A 19,371-nucleotide genomic window follows, 5' to 3' on the forward strand; every position below is an offset into this window, starting at 1 on the left:
TTAAGAAGACAGGACGCGGTCGACGAAAGATTGGTCGAAAGAAGAGGCGGATGCGAGCGCGGATCCGTCACCGCAAGAAATAATTAGCCGGACCAATACGGCATTCTTCTTCGATACGATGCTGGCGATGTAAATCCCCAGCATCGTTTCTTCGTAGACTTTCCGCATAGCCGCTCGAATGAGAGCGGCGAGTGCGCGGTGGCTGCGTCTCGTCATTCTTTTCCCAGGCAAGAAGCCCGCCGGCTCGTTTCTTTGCTGCACCGGCCCTTTTCTTTGCTGCACCGGCCCTTTTCTTTGCTGCACCGGCTCCTTCTTTGCTGCACGGGCCCCTTTCTTTGCTGCACGGGCCCCTTTCTTTGCTGCAATCGACAAATCGAGCTGATCACCTATGATGGAGGTGAATTCTTTTGTTTCTCGATTTTGTGACCCTGACTGACAACAGAGTGCACCCTCTTATGGCAACGATTTCTGAACCTATCGCTTCGGCCGATCCTTATTTTCAAGAGCTTTTCGCAGATCGCATCGGCGGTATTTCCTACGGCAAAGGAAACGAGATCTACAAGTTCGAGAAGATCAAGCGAGCCAAACGGAAGGCGCTGGCCGATTACCCCAATCGCACGCTCCTAGACTTCGGGATCGGCGAGAACGATTCCATGGCCAACACCAAAGTTCGCGAACAGATGGCCGTTCAGATCAACCGCCCCGAGAACCGCGGGTACATGGACAACGGCACGGCGGATTTCAAAGAAGCGGTCTCGCGCTTCATGAAGCGTCAGTTCGGCGTCGAACTCGATGCGGCCAGCGAAATCAACCATTGCATCGGTAGCAAGACCGCTTTGTCGATGCTCCCTGCATGCTTCATCAATCCAGGCGACATCACCATGATGACCGTCCCAGGATACCCGGTCGCCGGCACGCACACTCGTTACTACGGCGGCACGGTATACCGTCTTCCGCTTCTCCCAGAAAACCATTTCTTTCCCGACTTCTCCAAGATAACCGACGATGTCTGGGAAAAGACCAAAATGCTGGTCGTCAACTATCCCAACAGCCCGACCGGCCAAGTCGCGACCCGCGAGTTTTACGAGCAAATCATTGAATTAGCTCGTGAAAAGAAGTTTATCATTGTTCAAGACGCCGCCCACATCTTGCTGACGTTCCAAGGCGAACCTTTGAGTTTCCTCCAAGTTCCAGGAGCGATGGACGTCGGGGTGGAAGTTCATTCGATGAGCAAAGGCTTCGACATGATCGGCTGGCGAATTGGATGGGTTTGCGGAAATGCAAAGATCGTCCAAGCCTTTGCGGATGTCAAAGACAACTGCGACAGCGGCCAGTTCGGAGCGATCCAGCGCGCTGCGATCGCCGGCCTTGACTCCCCAGAGATCCCTGCCCAGATCAACGCAAAGTATCGCCGTCGCTTGAACAAGCTCGTCGCGTGCCTGAGCGAATGCGGATTTCAATGCGAGGTGCCCGGTGGAAGCTATTTCCTTTACACGAAGTCGCCAACGGGTGTTGCCGGAGGACCTTCGTTCGCCAATGCCGAGGAAGCATCACAATACTTCATCACGCAGCACTCGATGGTTACAGTTCCATGGGATGATGCTGGACCGCACCTGCGATTTTCCGTTACGTACGAAGCGGACAGCGAAGCGGCGGAAGACGCCATGATGGCGGAGACCAAGAAGCGATTGGGAACTCTTCAGTTCACATTCTAGATTCGCAGCTCCCCGCATGACGTTGCAACCTGCACTTCAACCTATCGTCTGCTGCATCGGCAATCCAGTCGCTGGCAACCCAACGCAGTTCGTGATGTCGCGAGCTGCGAAAGACTGCGGACTGGATTGGCGGTTCTTCACGTCTCAAGTGGCCGAGGAGAGCTTCGAAACCGCCGTGCGCGGAATCCAAGCACTCGGGATGCAAGGACTAGTAGTGCTCGATCCGTTCCAGTCGCTCATCATCCCCTGGCTCGATACCGTCACGCAATCAGCGCTTCGGCTCCAAAAGGTGACCGTTGCCCGATCGGACGGAAACTCCTGGCTAGGCGACAATCTCTTTCCAACCGCCGTCTGGCAAGCCATCGACAACGCAAACTTGAAGCAAATCGATGCGCCGAACCAGTCCGAGAAACACGAACTCGCGCCGGATTCGCCATTGGGCGCCGAGGCGCCAGCCAAGGCGACAAGAACGCTATTGGTTGGGTCAGAATCTCTCTTCGATTCACTGGCCTTGTCGCGTCCTCGACCGGAATACGAGCTGGATCGATGGATTCCCGGAACAAGTCTAAGCACCGATGAGAAGTTTGACTCGAAAGGGGCGCCTGAATGGTCAACCATCGTCTTGGAACGCGTCCCGGATTTAGCAACGATCAAGGCGATATTGGGATTGCGATGGGAGAGTACACCTCGGTTTGTATGTCTGGACGCCACATCCCATTCCGAGGGGCGAAAAGCGCGCGAGCAGTTCCTAAATCGTGGTTTTCTTCCAATCGAGCCAGTAGAATGGATGGTTTGCGAGGCGATGGCAAACTTCGCGTTCTGGACGGGAGTTACCCCACCGGTGGACGGTATCCGTGAGTCCCTTGAGGAATATTTGCAGTGGTGATCGCATCGAGACGTCAGTGGTTGCAGCGAGCTTCGAATGGCTTCGGTGCTATAGCGTTGACGGCGATACTACAAAAGCATGGCTTGGCAACGAGTCGCGGTAACCACCCACTGCACCATCCGGCGAAAGCCAAGAGTATCATCTTTCTGTACATGGACGGAGGGCCTTCGCAAGTCGACACGTTCGACCCCAAGCCGCTCCTGACAGAACACCACGGAAAGAACCCAGCCGATTTCTTCAAGGTGGCACCGACCCAGTTCAATAACAATGGCACGGTGCTCGGAACTCCTTGGACCTTTCAAAAGCACGGCGAATCGGGCATTGAGGTCAGCTCTCTCTTTCCTCATGTTGCCAAACAAGTGGACTCCTTAGCAGTCGTCCGTTCGATGACCTCCCAGTTTCCCGAGCACACGTTCGCCAATTACTTCCTGCATACCGGTAGTGGCTTGCAAGGAAGACCGAGCATGGGGGCTTGGGTGACCTACGGGCTAGGCAGCGAAAACGAAAACCTTCCTGGATTCGTCGTTCTCAACGGCGGACTAACACCCCCCGGCGGCCTCGACTGCTTTGGCAATGGCTTCTTGGCAGCCACCTATCAAGGATCGGTGTTGCGGCCGAATGGCCAGAGCGTCGCAAACGTGACGCCGCTAGAAAAGTCGCCTGAACGACAGCGACGGAAATTGCAGTTGCTTCAGACTCTTGACCAAGAGACGCGAGATTTCTTCGGAAAGAGCGACCCCGTCGAATCCGCAATCGCCAATTACGAACTTGCTTTTCGCATGCAAGCCGAAGTTCCCAAGCTCTGCGACATCAGTCAAGAAACGGCCCAAACGCAGCGTATGTACGGACTCGAAGCCGAATACGAGCCGACTCGCATCTTCGGTCGAGAGTGCTTGCTCGCAAGAAGATTGGTGGAACAAGGAGTCCGCTTTATCGAGTTGACTTGCCCCAACGTCGGTCACGACCGCTGGGATCAGCACAGCAAACTAAAAGAGGGGCACGAGTCGAACGCGCGCGCCGTCGACCAACCCATCGGTGCTCTTTTGCAAGACCTCCGAGACCGAGGCTTGCTCGAGTCCACCCTCGTGGTATGGGCGGGAGAATTTGGACGAACCCCTTTTGCGCAAGGGGCCGATGGTCGGGATCATAACCCATTCGGATTCACCATTTGGATGGCGGGTGGAGGAGTCAAGGGTGGTACGATCTATGGGGAAACCGACGAATGGGGATACCACGCGATCCGCGATAAATGCGAGATGCATGATCTCCACGCTACGATGCTTCATCTGTTGGGTATCGATCACACCAAGTCGACGTTTCGATTTGGCGGCCGCGACATGCGATTAACGGATGTCCATGGCAACGTGTTGCACGGGATATTGGCTTGAAACGATCGTAGGCTTCCAAACGGACTACACCAAGTACTGGATTCATCGGAACAAATCCCTAGGTGAGGGAGAGGAATGGTATGTCGAACGAATTGATTCAAACGCTGCAACGTCTCCATGAACAGCTACAAGCAAATTCCGAGTTAGATATTGAGACGCGAGAGTCGCTCCAGCGTATCGCGCACGAGATCCAAGACTCTCTGAATGCAAGCGACGAAAACTCACTCGATAGCAGCCTCTCGGCCCGCCTGCAGGCTTGGGTCGACGAGTTAGAAGCAAACCATCCGCAGCTGACCAAGATTGTTTCGCAAGTCGTCGAACGCTTGGCCGATATGGGTATCTAGCCAACCTGCAAAAGCTTCTCCAAAAGAGCGTCGCGATAGGTCTTATAGGACTCATAGGACCTATTGATCTTATAGGTCCCATATGGCCCATGGGTCCTATAAGTCCTATATTAGTTAGGTCTTTTCTAAGAAGCCGGCATGCCGGAACAATCGCCCCCGCACTTGCCCGTAAAGTGCCACACCCGACTGTGAGACCAACCATGACCGGCTTCATTCCTGCGCACGGTGGGTACGAGGATCTGCTATCCTTCCGCAAGGCCCGTATCGTATACGACGGTACGGTCCTCTTCTGTGAAAGATTCCTCGACCGACGCGACCGTACCGTGGACCAGATGGTGCAGGCCGCGCGATCTGGCAAACAAAATATCCTCGAAGGCTGCATGGCCAGTGCCACATCGAAGGAAACAGAAATCAAACTTGTCAATGTGGCTCGCGCTAGCTTAGAAGAACTACTCGAGGACTACCGAGATTTTCTGCGCACCGGAAGCCATTCACTTTGGGAAAAGGATTCCCGCGAAGCCATGTTTGTTCGCAAACTGGGAGCTAAGAATGATGTGTCCTACGAGACCTATAGGACCTATCTCGACACTCGACCTCCTGAGATCGTGGCCAATATCCTGATCTGCCTGATACACCAGACCAACTACTTGTTGGACCAACAATTGCGAGCGTTGGAAAAGGCCTTCCTTGCCGAAGGCGGCCTGCGCGAGCGCATGACCCGCGCCCGACTGGACGCCCGAAGCAACCAGCAGCGGGGAGGCTCATGAGCTCTCCGAGGCAGCGAACCGCGAAGTCTACAGGCTGCTAAAAGAAGGTATCCCGGTCTCGATCCCCGACCGCGAGCAGGGTGGCCAGAAGACGGAACGGCTGCGAGTGACTGAAAACCGAGGCTTGTGCCGCGACTCATGTAGCAACCCAACATGGATCAACAGGATGGACAGGATAATGTTCAGGCTCACCGAGTATCAAGGTATCGAATAAACAGGGTGGGGAGGTGCGAAAGCGTATAGGGTTCATTAGACTATGGCCATCGCCTGTTCAAGCGAGCAGACCTGGAAAAGCTACTGAAAAAGGTAGCCAAGCCGGTCGCTACAAAATCATCCCCAACAAACTGACTCGTTTATCGCACCCCGAAAGTGATTGATGCATTGGATTGCCCTATCTGAAAAAGACGCTGGCTCCGCTTCACTTGAAAAACGACTATGGGACGCTGCAGACCAATTCCGCGCCAATTCAGGACTGAAAGCTCAAGAGTATTCCGGCCCTATCCTCGGCTTGATCTTCCTGCGCTTCGCGGAGGTGCGTTTCGCAACCAAACGGGCGAAACTCGAGAAGGCAGGAGCCTCGTCTCGCCGTGGCAGTCGCGTCGATGAACCCGCCGCCTATCACGCGGACAATGTGCTTTACCTCTCCCCTGAAGCACGCTTTGACTTTTTGCTGAATTTACCCGAGGCGGCCGACATTGGTGCCAAGGTGAATGCAGCCATGCGCGAGGTCGAGAAGCATAATACGCAGCTTGGTGGTGTGCTGCCGAAGACCTTCAACCTCTTCACCAGCACCCTTCTCAAGGAGCTACTCAAGAAGATCTCCGAGATTCCGGCCACGCTCGACTTCGACGCCTTCGGTCGCATCTATGAATACTTCCTCGGCGAGTTCGCCATGAGCGAGGGCCAAGGTGGTGGCGAGTTCTACACGCCGGCCAGCATTGTGCAGTTGCTCGCTCAAGTGATCGAGCCCTTCCATGGCCGGATCCTGGACCCTGCCTGCGGCTCAGGTGGCATGTTCGTGCAATCAGCCCGCTTCGTGGCCGAGCACCATCAGAACCCCGCCGCGGAGCTTTCCATCTGCGGGGTCGAAAAGACCGACGAGACAGGCCGCCTTGCCCGCCTCAACCTCGCCGTGCATGGGCTGGAGGGGGACATCCGTCATGGTGGCAACGTCAACAGTTACTACGACGACCCCCACAGTGCCACCGGCCAGTTTGACTTCGTCCTCGCCAATCCACCGTTCAACGTCAACGCGGTCGATAAAGAGCGGCTCAAGGACTCGGTCGGCCCCGGCCGCCGCTTCCCCTTTGGTTTGCCGCGCACCGACAACGCCAATTACCTCTGGATTCAACTCTTCTATTCGGCGCTGAATGCCAAAGGCCGCGCCGGCTTCGTCATGGCCAATTCGGCCTCCGATGCACGCTCCAGCGAGCAGGAGTTGAGGCAGAAGCTAATCGAGGCGAAGGCGGTGGATGTGATGGTCGCCGTCGGCCCCAACATGTTCTACACCGTCACGCTTCCTTGCACCCTCTGGTTCCTGGATAAAGCTAAAGCTTCTCTGCCCCCTCGCCCCCTTGGGGGAGAGGGTCGGGGTGAGGGGGTGTCGCGTGCTGACACGGTGCTCTTCATCGATGCTCGCCACCTCTACCGGCAAGTTGACCGCGCGCACCGCGACTGGACGCAAGCGCAAATTGGTTTTATTGCCAACCTGGTTCGCCTTTATCGCGGCGAAGCAATCGACTTGACCGTGGGTGGCGAGGAGACAGCGGCCAAGCTGAAAGAAGTCTTTGGAAAGAAGCCCAAGTATGCCGACGTCCCTGGCCTATGCAAGGCGGCGACGCTTGCCGAGATCGAAGCGCAAGGCTGGTCGCTCAACCCTGGCCGCTACGTGGGCGTGGCGCCGGGTGAGGAGGTGAGTGACGAGGACTTCAAGACGCAGCTGGCAGCACTGAACGAAGAACTCGAAACCCTCAACGCCCAAGCGCGCACGCTGGAGCAAACCATCGCCGCGAATGTGGCGGGGATTTTGGAGGCGTGTTGATGTCTGCAATTTCTGTGGGCTGTCTCAAGAAACCATTAGGCGACGTTGCGAACGTAATCTCAGGCTACGCATTCAAGAGTAGCGAATTCGGGGAGCAAGGAATCCCGGTCATCAAGATTAAGAACATTCGTGTCGGCTTTGTTGACCTGTCCGACGCTGACCACGTCGACGAAAAGTATCTGGCCATCCCAGACCGATTCCACGTGCGAAGGGGCGATATTTTAATCTCGCTTACAGGTTCGCATATTACGCAACCAAACTCGGTGGTTGGGCGCGTTGCACGACATGCTGTGGATCTTCCTCGGTGTTTGCTCAACCAACGCGCCGGAAAAATAGTCGTTAAAGACCTAGGTCGTTGTGACGCGAATTTCCTTTTTTATGCACTGAGCGAGCAAGAGACTTTGCACGCAATTGCCATGAAGGCTCACGGTGCCGCCAGTCAAGCTAAAGTCAGCCCATCTCAAGTTGAGAGCATAGAAATCCCTCTCCCCCGCGTCCCGTCTCCCCTCGGTGACATTCCAAAGGGGTGGGAGGTAAAGACGGTTCAGCACTTCGGAAAAGTCATCACCGGCAAAACGCCGAGCAAGGCCAATGCAGACTTCTATGGGGAAGACGTGCCGTTCGTGAAGACGCCGGACATGCACGGAAACATGTTCATCCTCGGGACGAGTGAAAGGCTCTCGCCAACAGGAGCGAAATCACAAGTCAACAAGATGCTGCCCGCTGGAACGATTTGCGTGAGCTGCATTGGGACGATTGGCGTCGTCTCCATCACAACTGAAGACTGCCAGACGAATCAGCAAATCAATTCTGTGGTACTGGAGAACGAGGTCAGCCGGGAGTTTCTGTTTCTTCGTCTTCAGGATGCCAAGCAGACACTTGAAAATCTTGGTTCGAACGGTGCGACGATGGGTAATGTCAACAAGGGGAAGTTCGAGACGATGGAAATCGTTGCGCCGTCCACAGAACTTCTGGCCGAATTTCACCGTCTCGCACGATCGATGTTCGAGGAGATTCTCGTGCTTTCCCGCCAAACCCAAAACCTCCGCCGCACTCGCGACCTGTTGCTGCCTCGTCTGCTCTCCGGCCAGATCGATGTGGAGGCTATCGCCTCATGAGCTCACAGCCCTATATCCCTGACGCACTGCCGTTACGCAATTTGGATTACCAACTGTTGCTTCCCTTGGTCGGCCAACCGAATGCCGCTTTGGCTCGCAACAGCTCACGAGAAAACTTTGTGGAGTCTGTTTTCGATTACGGGCTCCACAAAGTAATTTGTGGAGTTTTAACGCTCCGCAAAATAAGGCTTCCGTCATGAGTCCTCACGCTTACTCCGAAGATCAGCTTTTCGCAAAACCGGCTTTCAGGGGGGGGAATTCCGGACATGCCTGATATCGTACCGCTGCCTCCCGATTACGCCGTCTGGCTGGCGGAGCTTAAGACCCGGATTCATGGTGCCCAACAGCGGGCGACGCTGGCGGTTAGCCGCGAATTAGTGCAACTGTACTGGCAGATCGGGCGTGACATTCTTCAGCGTCAAAACCGTGATGGCTGGGGGGCAAAGGTGATCGATCGGCTGGCACAGGATTTACGCAATGCGTTTCCCGATATGAAAGGCTTTTCGCCTCGAAATCTTAAGTACATGCGTGCCTTTGCCGACGCGTGGCCGGATTCCGAATTTGTGCAAGAGGTGCTTGCACAATTGCCGTGGTATCACCAAATCGCCCTCCTCGACAAGCTGAAGACCGCTGATGAACGCCGCTGGTATGCCGCCAAAGCCATCGAGCAGCATTGGTCGCGCAATGTGCTGGTAATGCAGATCGAAGCTCGTCTGTTAGAACGCAGTGGTCAGGCGGTGACCAACTTTCCGGTCACACTGCCCAAGCCACAATCCGATCTGGCTGGCGAGTGCTTGCGAGACCCGTACCGTTTCGACTTCTTGGGCCTCACCGAGAACGCACAAGAGCGTGAAATCGAAAATGCCCTGGTCAAACATGTCACCGAGTTCCTGCTGGAGTTAGGGGCGGGATTCGCGTACGTCGGGCGACAGGTGCTACTGAACGTAGGCGGTGAAGAGTTTTTTATCGATTTGCTCTTCTACCACCTCAAGCTGCGATGCTTCGTAGTGGTCGAGCTTAAAACCGGAGACTTCAAACCCGAACACCTGGGCAAACTCGGCTTCTACCTCACTGCGATCGACCGGGATATGAAGAACGCGCATGACAATCCCACCATTGGGCTGCTGCTCTGCAAGTCAAAGAACAAGGTGGTGGCTGAATACGCCTTGTGTGACAAAACTCAACCCATGGGGATCGCCGAATACCGACTGATCGAATCCCTGCCTACCGACCTGCAATCCAGCCTACCAAGCATCGAGGCGATCGAGCAAGCCCTGGCGGACGACTCAGCGACGGAGGACGTATGAGCCCTCACGCCTACACCGAAGAACAGCTCGTCGAGCAGCCCTCCATCGGACTTTTTGCCGCCTTGGGCTGGCAAACGGTGTCGGCGTTGGACGAAACCTTCGGCACCGGCAGCTCGCTCGGTCGCGAGACCAAGAGCGAGGTGGTGTTGGTGGATCGCCTGCGGACAGCACTTACAAGACTCAATCCCGACGCGCCTGCAGAGGCCATTCAAACCGCCATCGATGAACTTGCCCGCGACCGCTCAGCGATGAGCCTGGAGGCCGCGAACCGCGAAGTCTACAGGCTGCTAAAAGAGGGAATCCCGGTCTCTATCCCCGACCGTGAGCACGGTGGCCAGAAGACAGAACGGCTGCGCGTGATGGATTGGGAACAGCCTGAGCAGAACGACTTCCTGCTGGTCAGCCAACTCAGCGTAGTAGGCAGCCTTTATACTTGCCGGCCTGATCTGGTGGGATTTGTGAATGGCCTACCCTGGGTAGTGATCGAACTTAAGAAGCCCGGCGTGCCGGCTCGAGCGGCCTTCGACGAGAACCTTACCCACTACAAACATCAGATCCCGCAACTCTTCTGGTTCAACGCCTTGCTGATCGCCAGCAATGGCACCGATAGCCGCGTCGGCTCGCTCACCGCCGACTGGGAACGTTTCTTCGAGTGGAAGCGTATCGCTAGTGAGAACGAGCCGCGTCGCGTGTCGTTGGAGGTAATGCTGCGCGGCACATGCGACCCAACCCGACTGCTTGATCTGGTGGAGAACTTTACTTTGTTCTCCGAGCACAAGGCAGGACTGGTCAAGATCCTTGGCCAGAACCATCAGTTCCTCGGTGTGAACAACGCCATCGCATCGATGCTCGAGGCGCGCAAGCTGGGACATGGCCGGGGAGGAGTGTTCTGGCAAACGCAAGGGAGTGGTAAGAGCTTTTCGATGGTGTTCTTTGCGCAGAAGGTTCTGCGAAAGCTGGCCGGCAACTGGACCTTTGTAGTCGTCACCGATCGGGTGGAGTTGGACGAGCAGATCGCGAAGACCTTCAAGACGGTGGGAGCAGTGAGCGAGGCGGAGGGAGACCATTGCCACGCCAGCAGCGGTGCCCATCTGCGTGAGTTGTTGCGTGGTAACCATCGCTATGTCTTCACGCTGGTTCACAAGTTCCAAACGCCGGAGATGCTAACCGATCGCTCCGATGTGATTGTGTTGACCGACGAAGCGCACCGCAGCCAGTACGATACCCTGGCTCTCCACATGCGCGCTGCTCTTCCGAAAGCGATGTTCTTGGCCTTTACGGGAACGCCCTTGATCGCGGGGGAGGAACGGACCAAGGAGGTGTTTGGCGACTATGTGTCGATCTACGACTTCCAGCAGTCGGTGGAGGATGGGGCGACCGTACCTCTGTTCTACGAGAATCGCACTCCGGAGCTAGAGCTGATCAATCCCGATCTCAATGACGATATCTACCGTCTTATCGAGAACGCGGAACTCGACGCGGAGCAGGAGGAGAAGCTTGAGAAGGTGCTGGGTCGGCAATACCACTTGATCACACGCGACGATCGGCTCGAGACGGTAGCGGCGGACATTGTGCGACATTTCTTAGGACGCGGGTTCGTAGGCAAAGCGATGGTGGTGTCCATCGACAAAGCCACCGCTCTGCGGATGCACGATAAGGTTAGGAATCATTGGGCTGTCGAAACAGCACGGGTGCAGAAAGAACTAAGCCGTTATGACTTGTCCAAGGCTGAGCAGGTAGCGCTACAGCAGCGGCTGGAGGTGCTCAGCACGACCGACATGGCGGTCATCGTTTCGCCGGCGCAGAACGAGATCGAGCAGATGAAGAAGATTGGAGTCGATATCGAGCCGCACCGAAGACGCATGAACGAATCGCAGCCTGCGCTCGACGAGAAGTTCAAGGACACGAACGATCCATTGCGATTGGTGTTCGTTTGCGCCATGTGGTTAACGGGCTTTGATGCGCCAAGTTGTTCGACGGTGTATCTGGACAAACCGATGCGCAATCACACGCTGATGCAGACCATTGCCCGCGCGAATCGGGTGTACCCCGGCAAGCACAGTGGTGTGATTGTCGATTACACTGGCTCAGGAGGCGGAGGGCACGGGACTCGAACAACCGCCAATTCCCCAGGAAAAAAGGCACTTCTCACCTAGCGCGACGCACTATCCGACGCACGACGATTTTCTGCCCAACTTCCAAGCACAATCGAGCGATGCACTGCGCGCTTTGATCGCCGTCTGGCCGACTCTACCAACCTCAGTCCAAATCAAGATCTACGATCTCGCAATAGCTGCGGTCGAACCAATAAAGCAAAGTAATACCAAGTGTCACGATTGGGAAGCATGATTTCGACTAGTCGAGATGCAACGCAGGAGGTCGCCGTCCTGTCCCTGCGACAATTCCATTGGAACCCTCGCGTCCAGTGGATCCGCCTCGCCAATTGCTATTACTCGACGTCCATCTCGGTCTTCTTCATCTTCTTTATCGCATTGCCATCGAGACGAAGCTCTCCCAAGCCAGCAGGAAGATTGAGCTTTATCCCGCTTGCTGACGTTATCAAGGCTGTAGCGAGAGTCTCAGCCGCGTTGGAGATCTGCTTTGACCTTTGATCGAAGCCAAAGAGATTCTTGCTTAGTTGTCCTATCAATTCTCCCGGAAGCTCTTCTCCCTTGAGCGACTTGGATTCAAAAATCAGTTCGACCAGCCAACTCGCCCTGTCAATGTCGATTTCCGTCTGCCGGAGTCTCTGCTCCTCCATGGCACTTTTTTCTGCCCAATCGTTGAGTAGACGTATAAAGAATCCTGTAGTGCAAATGAATGAAACTGACAGGACAACCTGTCTTCCGAAGCTCCATGGTTCAAATTCTTGCCCATGGCCCGTCGCAAGGAAGAAAACTGCTGGAACTCCAGTAAAAAGCAACAAAGAGATGTAAGCCGCAATGACTGCCCAGCGACGCTTACCGGTATCAGTCGAAAGCCGTAGCCGAGATTGATCCTTCACAGCATTCGATATGGCCTGTCGCAACTCACGCCGGACATGGGTACTTGATCTATCATCTAAGGCTTGGATTTTCTTTTCTAGTTCATTCTCACGATCGGCAAGTGCCTGTTGTCTTACCAAATGCTGTTTCTCAAAGTCCCCTAACTGGCGAGTCCTGTCGTCCTCGAGTTGCCTTACTTTCTGCAAGTATTCTGCATCTAACTCTCTTCTTTGTTGTGTGGAACCCTCAAGGATCCTCGCAGCGAGTAATTCAAGTCGCGAAAGTGCCTCTTCCCTTGCAACAAAGTGCTTCTGCACATCCGGCCCCAACAAGTCTCCGAGATCTTTTACAGAAACGTTCCGAAAAGCCAACTGAGTCGCTTCCGCTAGCCTCGCGAAGTCAACTCGGGATAAGGGACCCTCGTTGTGTGCCCCCGGATAGATTTCGATTTGATCAAAAAGCGAGTTGCGATTATCACGACTCTGAGATGTTACGAGATTTCTCGAATAGAGAACACCCTTTGATTGACTCGGATTCTCTCTGAGGTAGATCTTTCGAATCGTTCTTCCCTGAAGAGTTTTCAGCACGCTCAACTCCTCATTCTGCTCAAACTGATCGCGACTCAGCGAAAGTTGCTCGCCTACGAAAAAGTCGATTTGCAGAATATTCAGACGCTGGCCTGCGGGGGAATTTGCAAGCGACAGGATACTAAGGACGGCGTCCCCGTCGGAAATTCTCGCAACTTCGATACAAAGTGATTCACTCATGGCAATCGGGCTTTCGAAATTTCTTCTTTGAACGTAACGGTATTACGGCGAAAGCAAGTGCTATTTACTTTCTGATTGTCATCATTTGTCGCTCTTTACTTACAAGGTTGATTGCAGGACCTTCCTCAGTCGTTCTTCTTCAGCTTTTTGGTTGAGGAACCATTCTGTTGACCAGATTCGATGGAGTTTCCAACCCCGACTGGTGATGACCTCTTCTCGAAGACGATCGCGATCGCGTGCCGACTTGGAGGAGTGGTAGGTTGCACCATCGCATTCGATTCCGAGAAGATACTCTTTGTTACCGTCCCTTCTCCTTACTCCGATATCGATGAAGAACCCTGCAACGCCGACTTGAAAGACGGGTTCAAAACCCATCGACATCACTACTCGAGCGACCGATTCTTCGAAAGGAGAATCTGGATCACGACCAGAAGCCGAGCCGATTGTTCGCATCGCACCTGTGAATGCAAACTCTAGGAAATCATGGTACGCATTCACGCCGCGACTCTTCTCTGGACCGTGGTGGATCTGGGATGGTTGCATCGATGAGAATACCTCCATACGCTTCCGAGCCCGAGTCACCATCACATTCAATCGGCGCCAACCCAGGTCCGAGTTGATAGGCCCAAAGCGTTGCAGCGGCTTCCCACTCACGGGGTCTGGGCCGTAGGTGTAGGAGATGTAGATAACATCTCGTTCGTCCCCTTGAATGCTTTCGAGGTTCTTGATGAATAGACCGTCGTCTCCCTCACGCATCCTTGCAATCGCCTTTGCTGCTTCAGGATCCCGATCACACGCTTTATCAAGCAACTCTTCGATCATCTCAGCCTGTTTGCGATTGAAAGCCGCCACACCGAGAGACTCGTCAGGATGTTTGGACGCGTGGTCGAGGATTCTTGCAACGAGTGCTTCCGCCTCCTTCAGGTTTTCCCCCTTTTTGCACGAAGCTCCCTCGATGTAGTGCGCTACGATTCCATAGCCTCCCATTACTCCCTTTGGGGATGGGAAAACAACCAAATCCTCGTCGTAAAAGCTACTATTGGAGAATTGGATGAGACTTTCGTGCTGGCTGCGATAGTGCCAGCGAAGTCGCCGGAACGGCTGGAACGAACGTTGCGCTACTTCCAGTACTGATTCTGCGTTATCAAACTGAGTTGCTTCCTCATCATCGATTTCCTCGTCTGACTGGTCGAAGAAACTGGTCGGCGGAAGCTGCTTTGGATCTCCAACGACGACTAATTGTTTGGCTCGCAGGATTGCGCCTATGGCATCCTCGGGTTTGATCTGGGATGCCTCGTCCATAATCACAAGATCGAACTCGAGACTATCGTTCGGAATGTAACGGGCTAGCGACAAAGGGCTCATCAAAAAGCAAGGCTTCAATGCTTGAACTGAGTTCCCTGCTCTAGTCATGAGATCCCGAATCTTGCAATGTCGAGTCTTTTTACTTATCTCGTGACGAATCAACGACATCTCGGTGAACTCCGAGACACGCCCTCGACCATTCCCCTCAGGCGCGTTACGTTGACGAGCAATTCGAGCAATCTCAATCGACTTTGCATTCATCGATTGACGATCGAATTTTTGGAAGTTGGCGCGAATGTCCTCAATCTCTGCAGCGGTAAAGTGAAACCCAATATCATTTTGGCTTAACTCATTTTCTGCGATTTGGTTGAACAAGGTGACGCGATAGCAATCCGAAAGCTGGGAATCATCGATCTCATTCCGAGCAGCTGCCATGGCGAATCCGTTAACACCTGCACGCCTGCATCTTTCATAGGTTCGGCAGAACGCAAGCCACGCAGGAAGCCGGGATTCCTCTTTGCGTAGATTCTCAAGTGTGTTTGTGAGATCAGTCCTCGGGATTCCATTGTTCGAAGAGGAAAGCCAAGCGTCTTCGCATTCGGCATTGCCAGCAATTCGCGTCCGGATCTCATTCCAGTTCTCGTAAATCTTCCATGCTTTCTTAAACAGCGTGGCAAGCAACAACGATAGCTCACGTGCCCCCTGCCGATCCAACGACGGAACAAGTAGCCGATCATTGTAAGTCGTTTGAAATCGATCGAGCCATTCAAGCGTTGGAGCGAAGCTTCCTCCCTGTTGCAGGATGAATTCGGTCGCGGTTTGCATCAGCGAATCGCCGGGAATATCGGTAAGCTCTTTTGCGTCGGCTATCGATTGCTGATAAGCCTCCCCTGTCGCATGAATATCTAGCAGCTCGCCGAGGGTGGCCGACTGGCGTTGCTTCAGCAATTCTGCAATGGCTATTGCCTGCTGAATGGCCTTCAAAACGGACTCTGCTCGACTGATTAGATTCTCGACTCGCTGGTTCAAGGCATCATCGCCACCAATCCCGAGCAGTTTCGAATGCTCGGAAGAAAGTTGATCCTTCAGTTGCTGGTAATCGAGCTTGAGATTCTGAACGGACTGACCGAGAGCTAGCTCTGATCGTACCTTCAAGAGCGAATTTACTTTTGCATGGTCGAGCCCCATGGTTTTTGCGGTTGCGACCCAACTGAAGTGCGTCTTGATAATCTCCCAGTTCGTTTCAAGTCCCTGAAAGAGTTGTCCAAGCATTCGATGATTGGATGGGTCAGCCTGAAACCCCTTTTCTTCCTTATGAAAACTCAAAAGAGATTCGAGCGCAGCCATTCGCTTGGCAAACGTGTATCTCGAAGGGAATTTAGTAAACCCCCGAAGTTCTTTTGTTGCGAGACGATACTCGCTATTGAACCAGGAAAGCCAGGAGCCACCCGAAGCACGGAGCTTCTTGACTAGATCTAAAAGTGAGTTTCGATCTGGGACTGACTCCAGATGAAAAGCCTTCGATATCTCTTCCCTGCGTTTCAGAAGAGAGTCCTGCTGCGCTTTGATTCGTCCAAGACTCGTACGGAAAGAATCCAAGAACCAATCTGAGCCAATCGCGTCAAGCTCAGCGACCACAGGGTGTTGGAACAGATGAATGATCTGAATAGTTCGATCCAGGTCGATAACTCTTGATGCACCGTCCAGACCAAGTCGCTTCCACGCAGCCGTTCGATCGCGATGAAGTTCAAGCAGTGTGTTGGTTTGAATTAACGATCTTTGAATGGCTAGCAGTTGTTCGTAACCAACATCGTCGGGCAAAAGCTTCAGATGCGTCAATGCCGTACCATCTAGCTTGTGGATGAGTTGGGGTAGGTCCTGCGTAACATCCATCAACTTGAGAGAAAGCTTCTGGTGAGCTTCGTTTCCTCGTCGATGCGCGGCTTCCAGTTTGTGAATGCGTTCGCAAAGCTTTGGTTCGCACAGATTTTCGAACGGTATCAACGTAGCGACTGGGGCTGTATCCGCAAGCAACTCAAGAGCCTTCGGATCTTTGATTGAGAGGAACTGATTTACTCGGGAACGGTTTTCTCCAAAGATCTCCTGCAATTGGACGAGGACTTCATTCAAGTTCTTCGCCTGGCCCTCCAATTTCGAGATCTCGTTTAAAATACGAGATGCCTCGGTAGGGGCAAGATCCTTTGGGAAGTATCCCCACCATGCACTTTTAGTGGGATTCTCATAGCTCGCAGAGTTTTGCGAGAACGCATCTAGCGCTTCGCATGCACTCTCGAAGGAATCGAGCGTTACGACGGTTTCACAAGGAATATCTCGCTTGATGGGAACTCCATCTTGTCGCAGTTTTACAATGCGCCAAAACAATGAATAGAGTGGCTCGTTGTAGGGGCCAACCAACTTCGATGAGGCTCGTAAGTAATCGCGAAGCTTCCCTTTGCACTCTTCCAATCTTCGAAGTGATTCTCCGTCTTTGTTGTTCGGCTTCATCTCCCCCGTCATTCGCGTGGCGAGGGACTCCATCACTTTCTTGGGAGCCACAGCATGCCCATGCAACTCCAGGCAGAACTCGGAGAGTCCTGCTTGAGCAAGTCGCTTATGCACAACCTCTAGAGCCGCCATCTTTTCCGCGACAAAGAGAACGCTCTTACCTTGCTCCATCGCGTGAGCGATGGCGTTGGCGATCGTTTGGGACTTTCCGGTACCCGGCGGCCCTTCGATAACCAAGCTCTTTCCCTGGGCAATGTCAGCAATGGCTGATTGCTGAGAACTATCCGCATCCAGTGGTAATGCTATCTTCTTAGCTATTTCATGATCATCGACGTCGTACTCTTCTGCGTAGAGTCCGGAGCCGAGTTGCTCTCCGCCTGAAATGAGTCGCGTTGCCAGAGATGACTCCGACAGCGCCGTTGTATCCTTCCATTTCGCAGGATCGATGTCCATGTACATCGACAGTTTGTGAAACGAGAAAAAACCTAGGAGGAGCTGAGCGTCGACACTCCAACTCTTCTTGTTTTGAACGGCCGCCGATACATTCGAGAAATAGTCGGAGGGAGTTTGTTCGTCCTGGAATTCTGGAATCGCAATTGCAAAGTCAGACTCCAGCTTTTTACGAAGGCTCGCGTTGAACTGTACATCGTCCCCGTTCCAGGACAAACTGAATTCGTAGCCTCCGTTCGGACTGAGCGTTGATTGGATCGTTACTGGCACGAGAAGCAACGGTGCCATGCGCAGATCGCTCTCGCTGGTCTCATTGTCGTGCCATCGCAAGAACCCGATCGCTAAATGCAGATAATTGATCCCCGTTTCTTCAATCGATGTTTTAGCATCCCTCGCCATCCCACGGGCAATCGATTGAAATTTGACGGTCCCAAGAGACGTTTGGAGTTGATTTTCGAGACGACGGCGTTTTGCTCGCGGGCTGTCTGGACTCGACCGATTATCGAATTTTGGTTGATTGGATGGGGACGCATTATTGGGATCATTAGAGGGTTCCGCGGTGTCCAATTCCCCATCCAAGTCAGGATCGGGAAGAAGCATCAAAGCTCTTTCCGACTGCACTAGCTTTCGATATACGTCATCGGCATGCTCGTCGGTAAGTTGGATCGTTTTTCGTTTGCTAATTCGGTAGTTCAGAAGGGGATTTCGAAGGCTCAGATCGAGCAGTTTGCCTCGAAATCTCTCAAGCTCTTTTGGTAATGACAGACTGGAATCTTGCATGGGGCAGTGAAATCGGGAAATCGTTCCTGAAGGAGTGCGGGCAACAAACTCCGTTTTGTTCGGGGCATGCCATTGTAATGACTAATGCTTCCGATTTCCTCCCAACCTCTGGAATTGTCCCAATCATCAGCCGACCAGAATCCCTGGTTGTAGTCATCGCGAGCATTGCGAGTACTATAGATCTCGATAATCTAGATTAATGTTACGAATACTCTTTCCGTTTCGAACACGCCCATGAAGAATCCCTGGACTGATTTGCCCTCCACCGTGCCAATGATCCTGCAAGAGGATCAGTCAGCCGTAGAGGCGTTCAACCGCCATTACCAAGGGCGTGAAGACCTAACGGTTCAAACAGACCTCCAACCAGAGCCCTTCTTCGGCAATGTAGACGCCCCTGTCTACATTTTAATCCTCAATCCTGGATTCTCGGAAACCGATCGAGTTTGGCACGCTAGAGAGGATTTTGTTAGCTCGATTCAACGAGCACGGACGCACGAAACAATGGAATACCCCCACTACTACTTTGATCCTCGATTTGCGGATTCCCCAGGCTCGCAGTGGTGGCGGCAGAAGGCGCGGCGGCTCATCGAGGCCTGCGGCCTTGATGCGGTCTCGAGTGGGATCTTCTGCATGGAACTATTTCCGTACCATTCGAAACGCTATACCTCCATCCCTCGCAAGTACTCGGACGATGGACTGGTCCCATCTTCAGCCTATTCTGCTTATTTGCTCCGCCAAGCGATCCAGCGCAGGAGACAGGTTGTGGTCATGCGAGCGATGAAACAGTGGTGCGCCCTGGTTCCTGAGCTTGCGAGTTACGATCAAATCATTCGGCTCAACAGCCCTCAGAATGTATGTCTCTCACCGGGTAACGTGACGAAGTACGATGATCTTGTTGCGGCCTTGAAGGAATACGCTTAGTCCGAATTCCTTTCGATTTCTGGATTCCTGCGAATAGGGAATCGTAAACTCCATGAAGTCTACCTACGCAGCAGCGGTTTGTTAAACTGTGGG

Annotated in this window: 13 protein-coding genes; 10 read left to right on the forward strand and 3 right to left on the reverse strand. The window is 53.6% G+C overall.

The features are described 5' to 3' along the window. Entirely contained in the window at positions 1-372 is a 372-nt protein-coding gene (locus SH467x_RS06770; protein WP_482370517.1) for a hypothetical protein, read from the reverse strand. Between the two features lie 83 nt (positions 373-455). On the opposite strand from SH467x_RS06770, the gene SH467x_RS06775 reads away from it, so the two are divergent. From SH467x_RS06775 to SH467x_RS06815, 9 genes are all read left to right on the forward strand, one after another. Next, positions 456-1,715 (forward strand): LL-diaminopimelate aminotransferase, encoded by a 1,260-nt coding sequence (locus SH467x_RS06775; protein WP_482370518.1) that lies wholly within the window; start codon positions 456-458, stop codon positions 1,713-1,715. A 16-nt stretch (positions 1,716-1,731) separates the two neighbouring features. Further along, positions 1,732-2,601: a hypothetical protein gene (locus tag SH467x_RS06780; RefSeq protein ID WP_482370519.1), complete on the forward strand. Its 870-nt coding sequence runs from the start codon at positions 1,732-1,734 to the stop codon at positions 2,599-2,601. After that, the gene (locus tag SH467x_RS06785) at positions 2,595-3,989 is read left to right on the forward strand and encodes a DUF1501 domain-containing protein (RefSeq protein WP_482370520.1); all 1,395 of its coding nucleotides are present in this window, start codon (positions 2,595-2,597) and stop codon (positions 3,987-3,989) included. Before SH467x_RS06780 ends, SH467x_RS06785 begins: the two co-directional genes overlap by 7 nt. Positions 3,990-4,069: 80 nt before the next feature. Further along, positions 4,070-4,333 (forward strand): DUF4404 family protein, encoded by a 264-nt coding sequence (locus SH467x_RS06790; RefSeq protein WP_482370521.1) that lies wholly within the window; start codon positions 4,070-4,072, stop codon positions 4,331-4,333. Between the two features lie 200 nt (positions 4,334-4,533). Continuing rightward, positions 4,534-5,100 carry a four helix bundle suffix domain-containing protein gene (locus tag SH467x_RS06795; RefSeq protein WP_482370522.1) on the forward strand — a complete coding sequence of 189 codons (567 nt, stop codon included), beginning with the start codon at positions 4,534-4,536 and terminating at the stop codon, positions 5,098-5,100. 376 nt (positions 5,101-5,476) lie between these two features. After that, positions 5,477-7,141: a type I restriction-modification system subunit M gene (locus tag SH467x_RS06800; RefSeq protein ID WP_482370523.1), complete on the forward strand. Its 1,665-nt coding sequence runs from the start codon at positions 5,477-5,479 to the stop codon at positions 7,139-7,141. Further along, positions 7,141-8,259, forward strand: coding sequence for a restriction endonuclease subunit S (locus SH467x_RS06805; protein WP_482370524.1), 1,119 nt, complete (start codon positions 7,141-7,143; stop codon positions 8,257-8,259). Before SH467x_RS06800 ends, SH467x_RS06805 begins: the two co-directional genes overlap by 1 nt. Positions 8,260-8,525: 266 nt before the next feature. Continuing rightward, positions 8,526-9,566: a PDDEXK nuclease domain-containing protein gene (locus SH467x_RS06810; protein ID WP_482370525.1), complete on the forward strand. Its 1,041-nt coding sequence runs from the start codon at positions 8,526-8,528 to the stop codon at positions 9,564-9,566. Then, on the forward strand, positions 9,563-11,722 hold the full coding sequence (locus SH467x_RS06815) for a type I restriction endonuclease subunit R (protein WP_482370526.1): 2,160 nt from the start codon (positions 9,563-9,565) through the stop codon (positions 11,720-11,722). The genes SH467x_RS06810 and SH467x_RS06815 overlap by 4 nt, the downstream gene beginning before the upstream one ends. 293 nt (positions 11,723-12,015) lie before the next feature. Here the strand turns inward: SH467x_RS06815 and SH467x_RS06820 are convergent, their stop codons facing one another. Together SH467x_RS06820 and SH467x_RS06825 are read right to left on the reverse strand one after the other, a co-directional pair. Beyond that, on the reverse strand, positions 12,016-12,921 hold the full coding sequence (locus tag SH467x_RS06820) for a hypothetical protein (RefSeq protein ID WP_482370527.1): 906 nt from the start codon (positions 12,919-12,921) through the stop codon (positions 12,016-12,018). 495 nt (positions 12,922-13,416) lie between these two features. Further along, on the reverse strand, positions 13,417-18,357 hold the full coding sequence (locus SH467x_RS06825) for a DUF4011 domain-containing protein (protein WP_482370528.1): 4,941 nt from the start codon (positions 18,355-18,357) through the stop codon (positions 13,417-13,419). Between the two features lie 234 nt (positions 18,358-18,591). Between SH467x_RS06825 and SH467x_RS06830 the strand changes: the two genes are divergently transcribed. Continuing rightward, the gene (locus SH467x_RS06830; protein WP_482370529.1) at positions 18,592-19,278 is read left to right on the forward strand and encodes a hypothetical protein; all 687 of its coding nucleotides are present in this window, start codon (positions 18,592-18,594) and stop codon (positions 19,276-19,278) included. Positions 19,279-19,371: the final 93 nt, after the last annotated feature.

The organism is Brakhagea slesvicensis (genome assembly GCF_052161625.1).
GTDB lineage: Bacteria > Planctomycetota > Planctomycetia > Pirellulales > Pirellulaceae > JBKCUI01.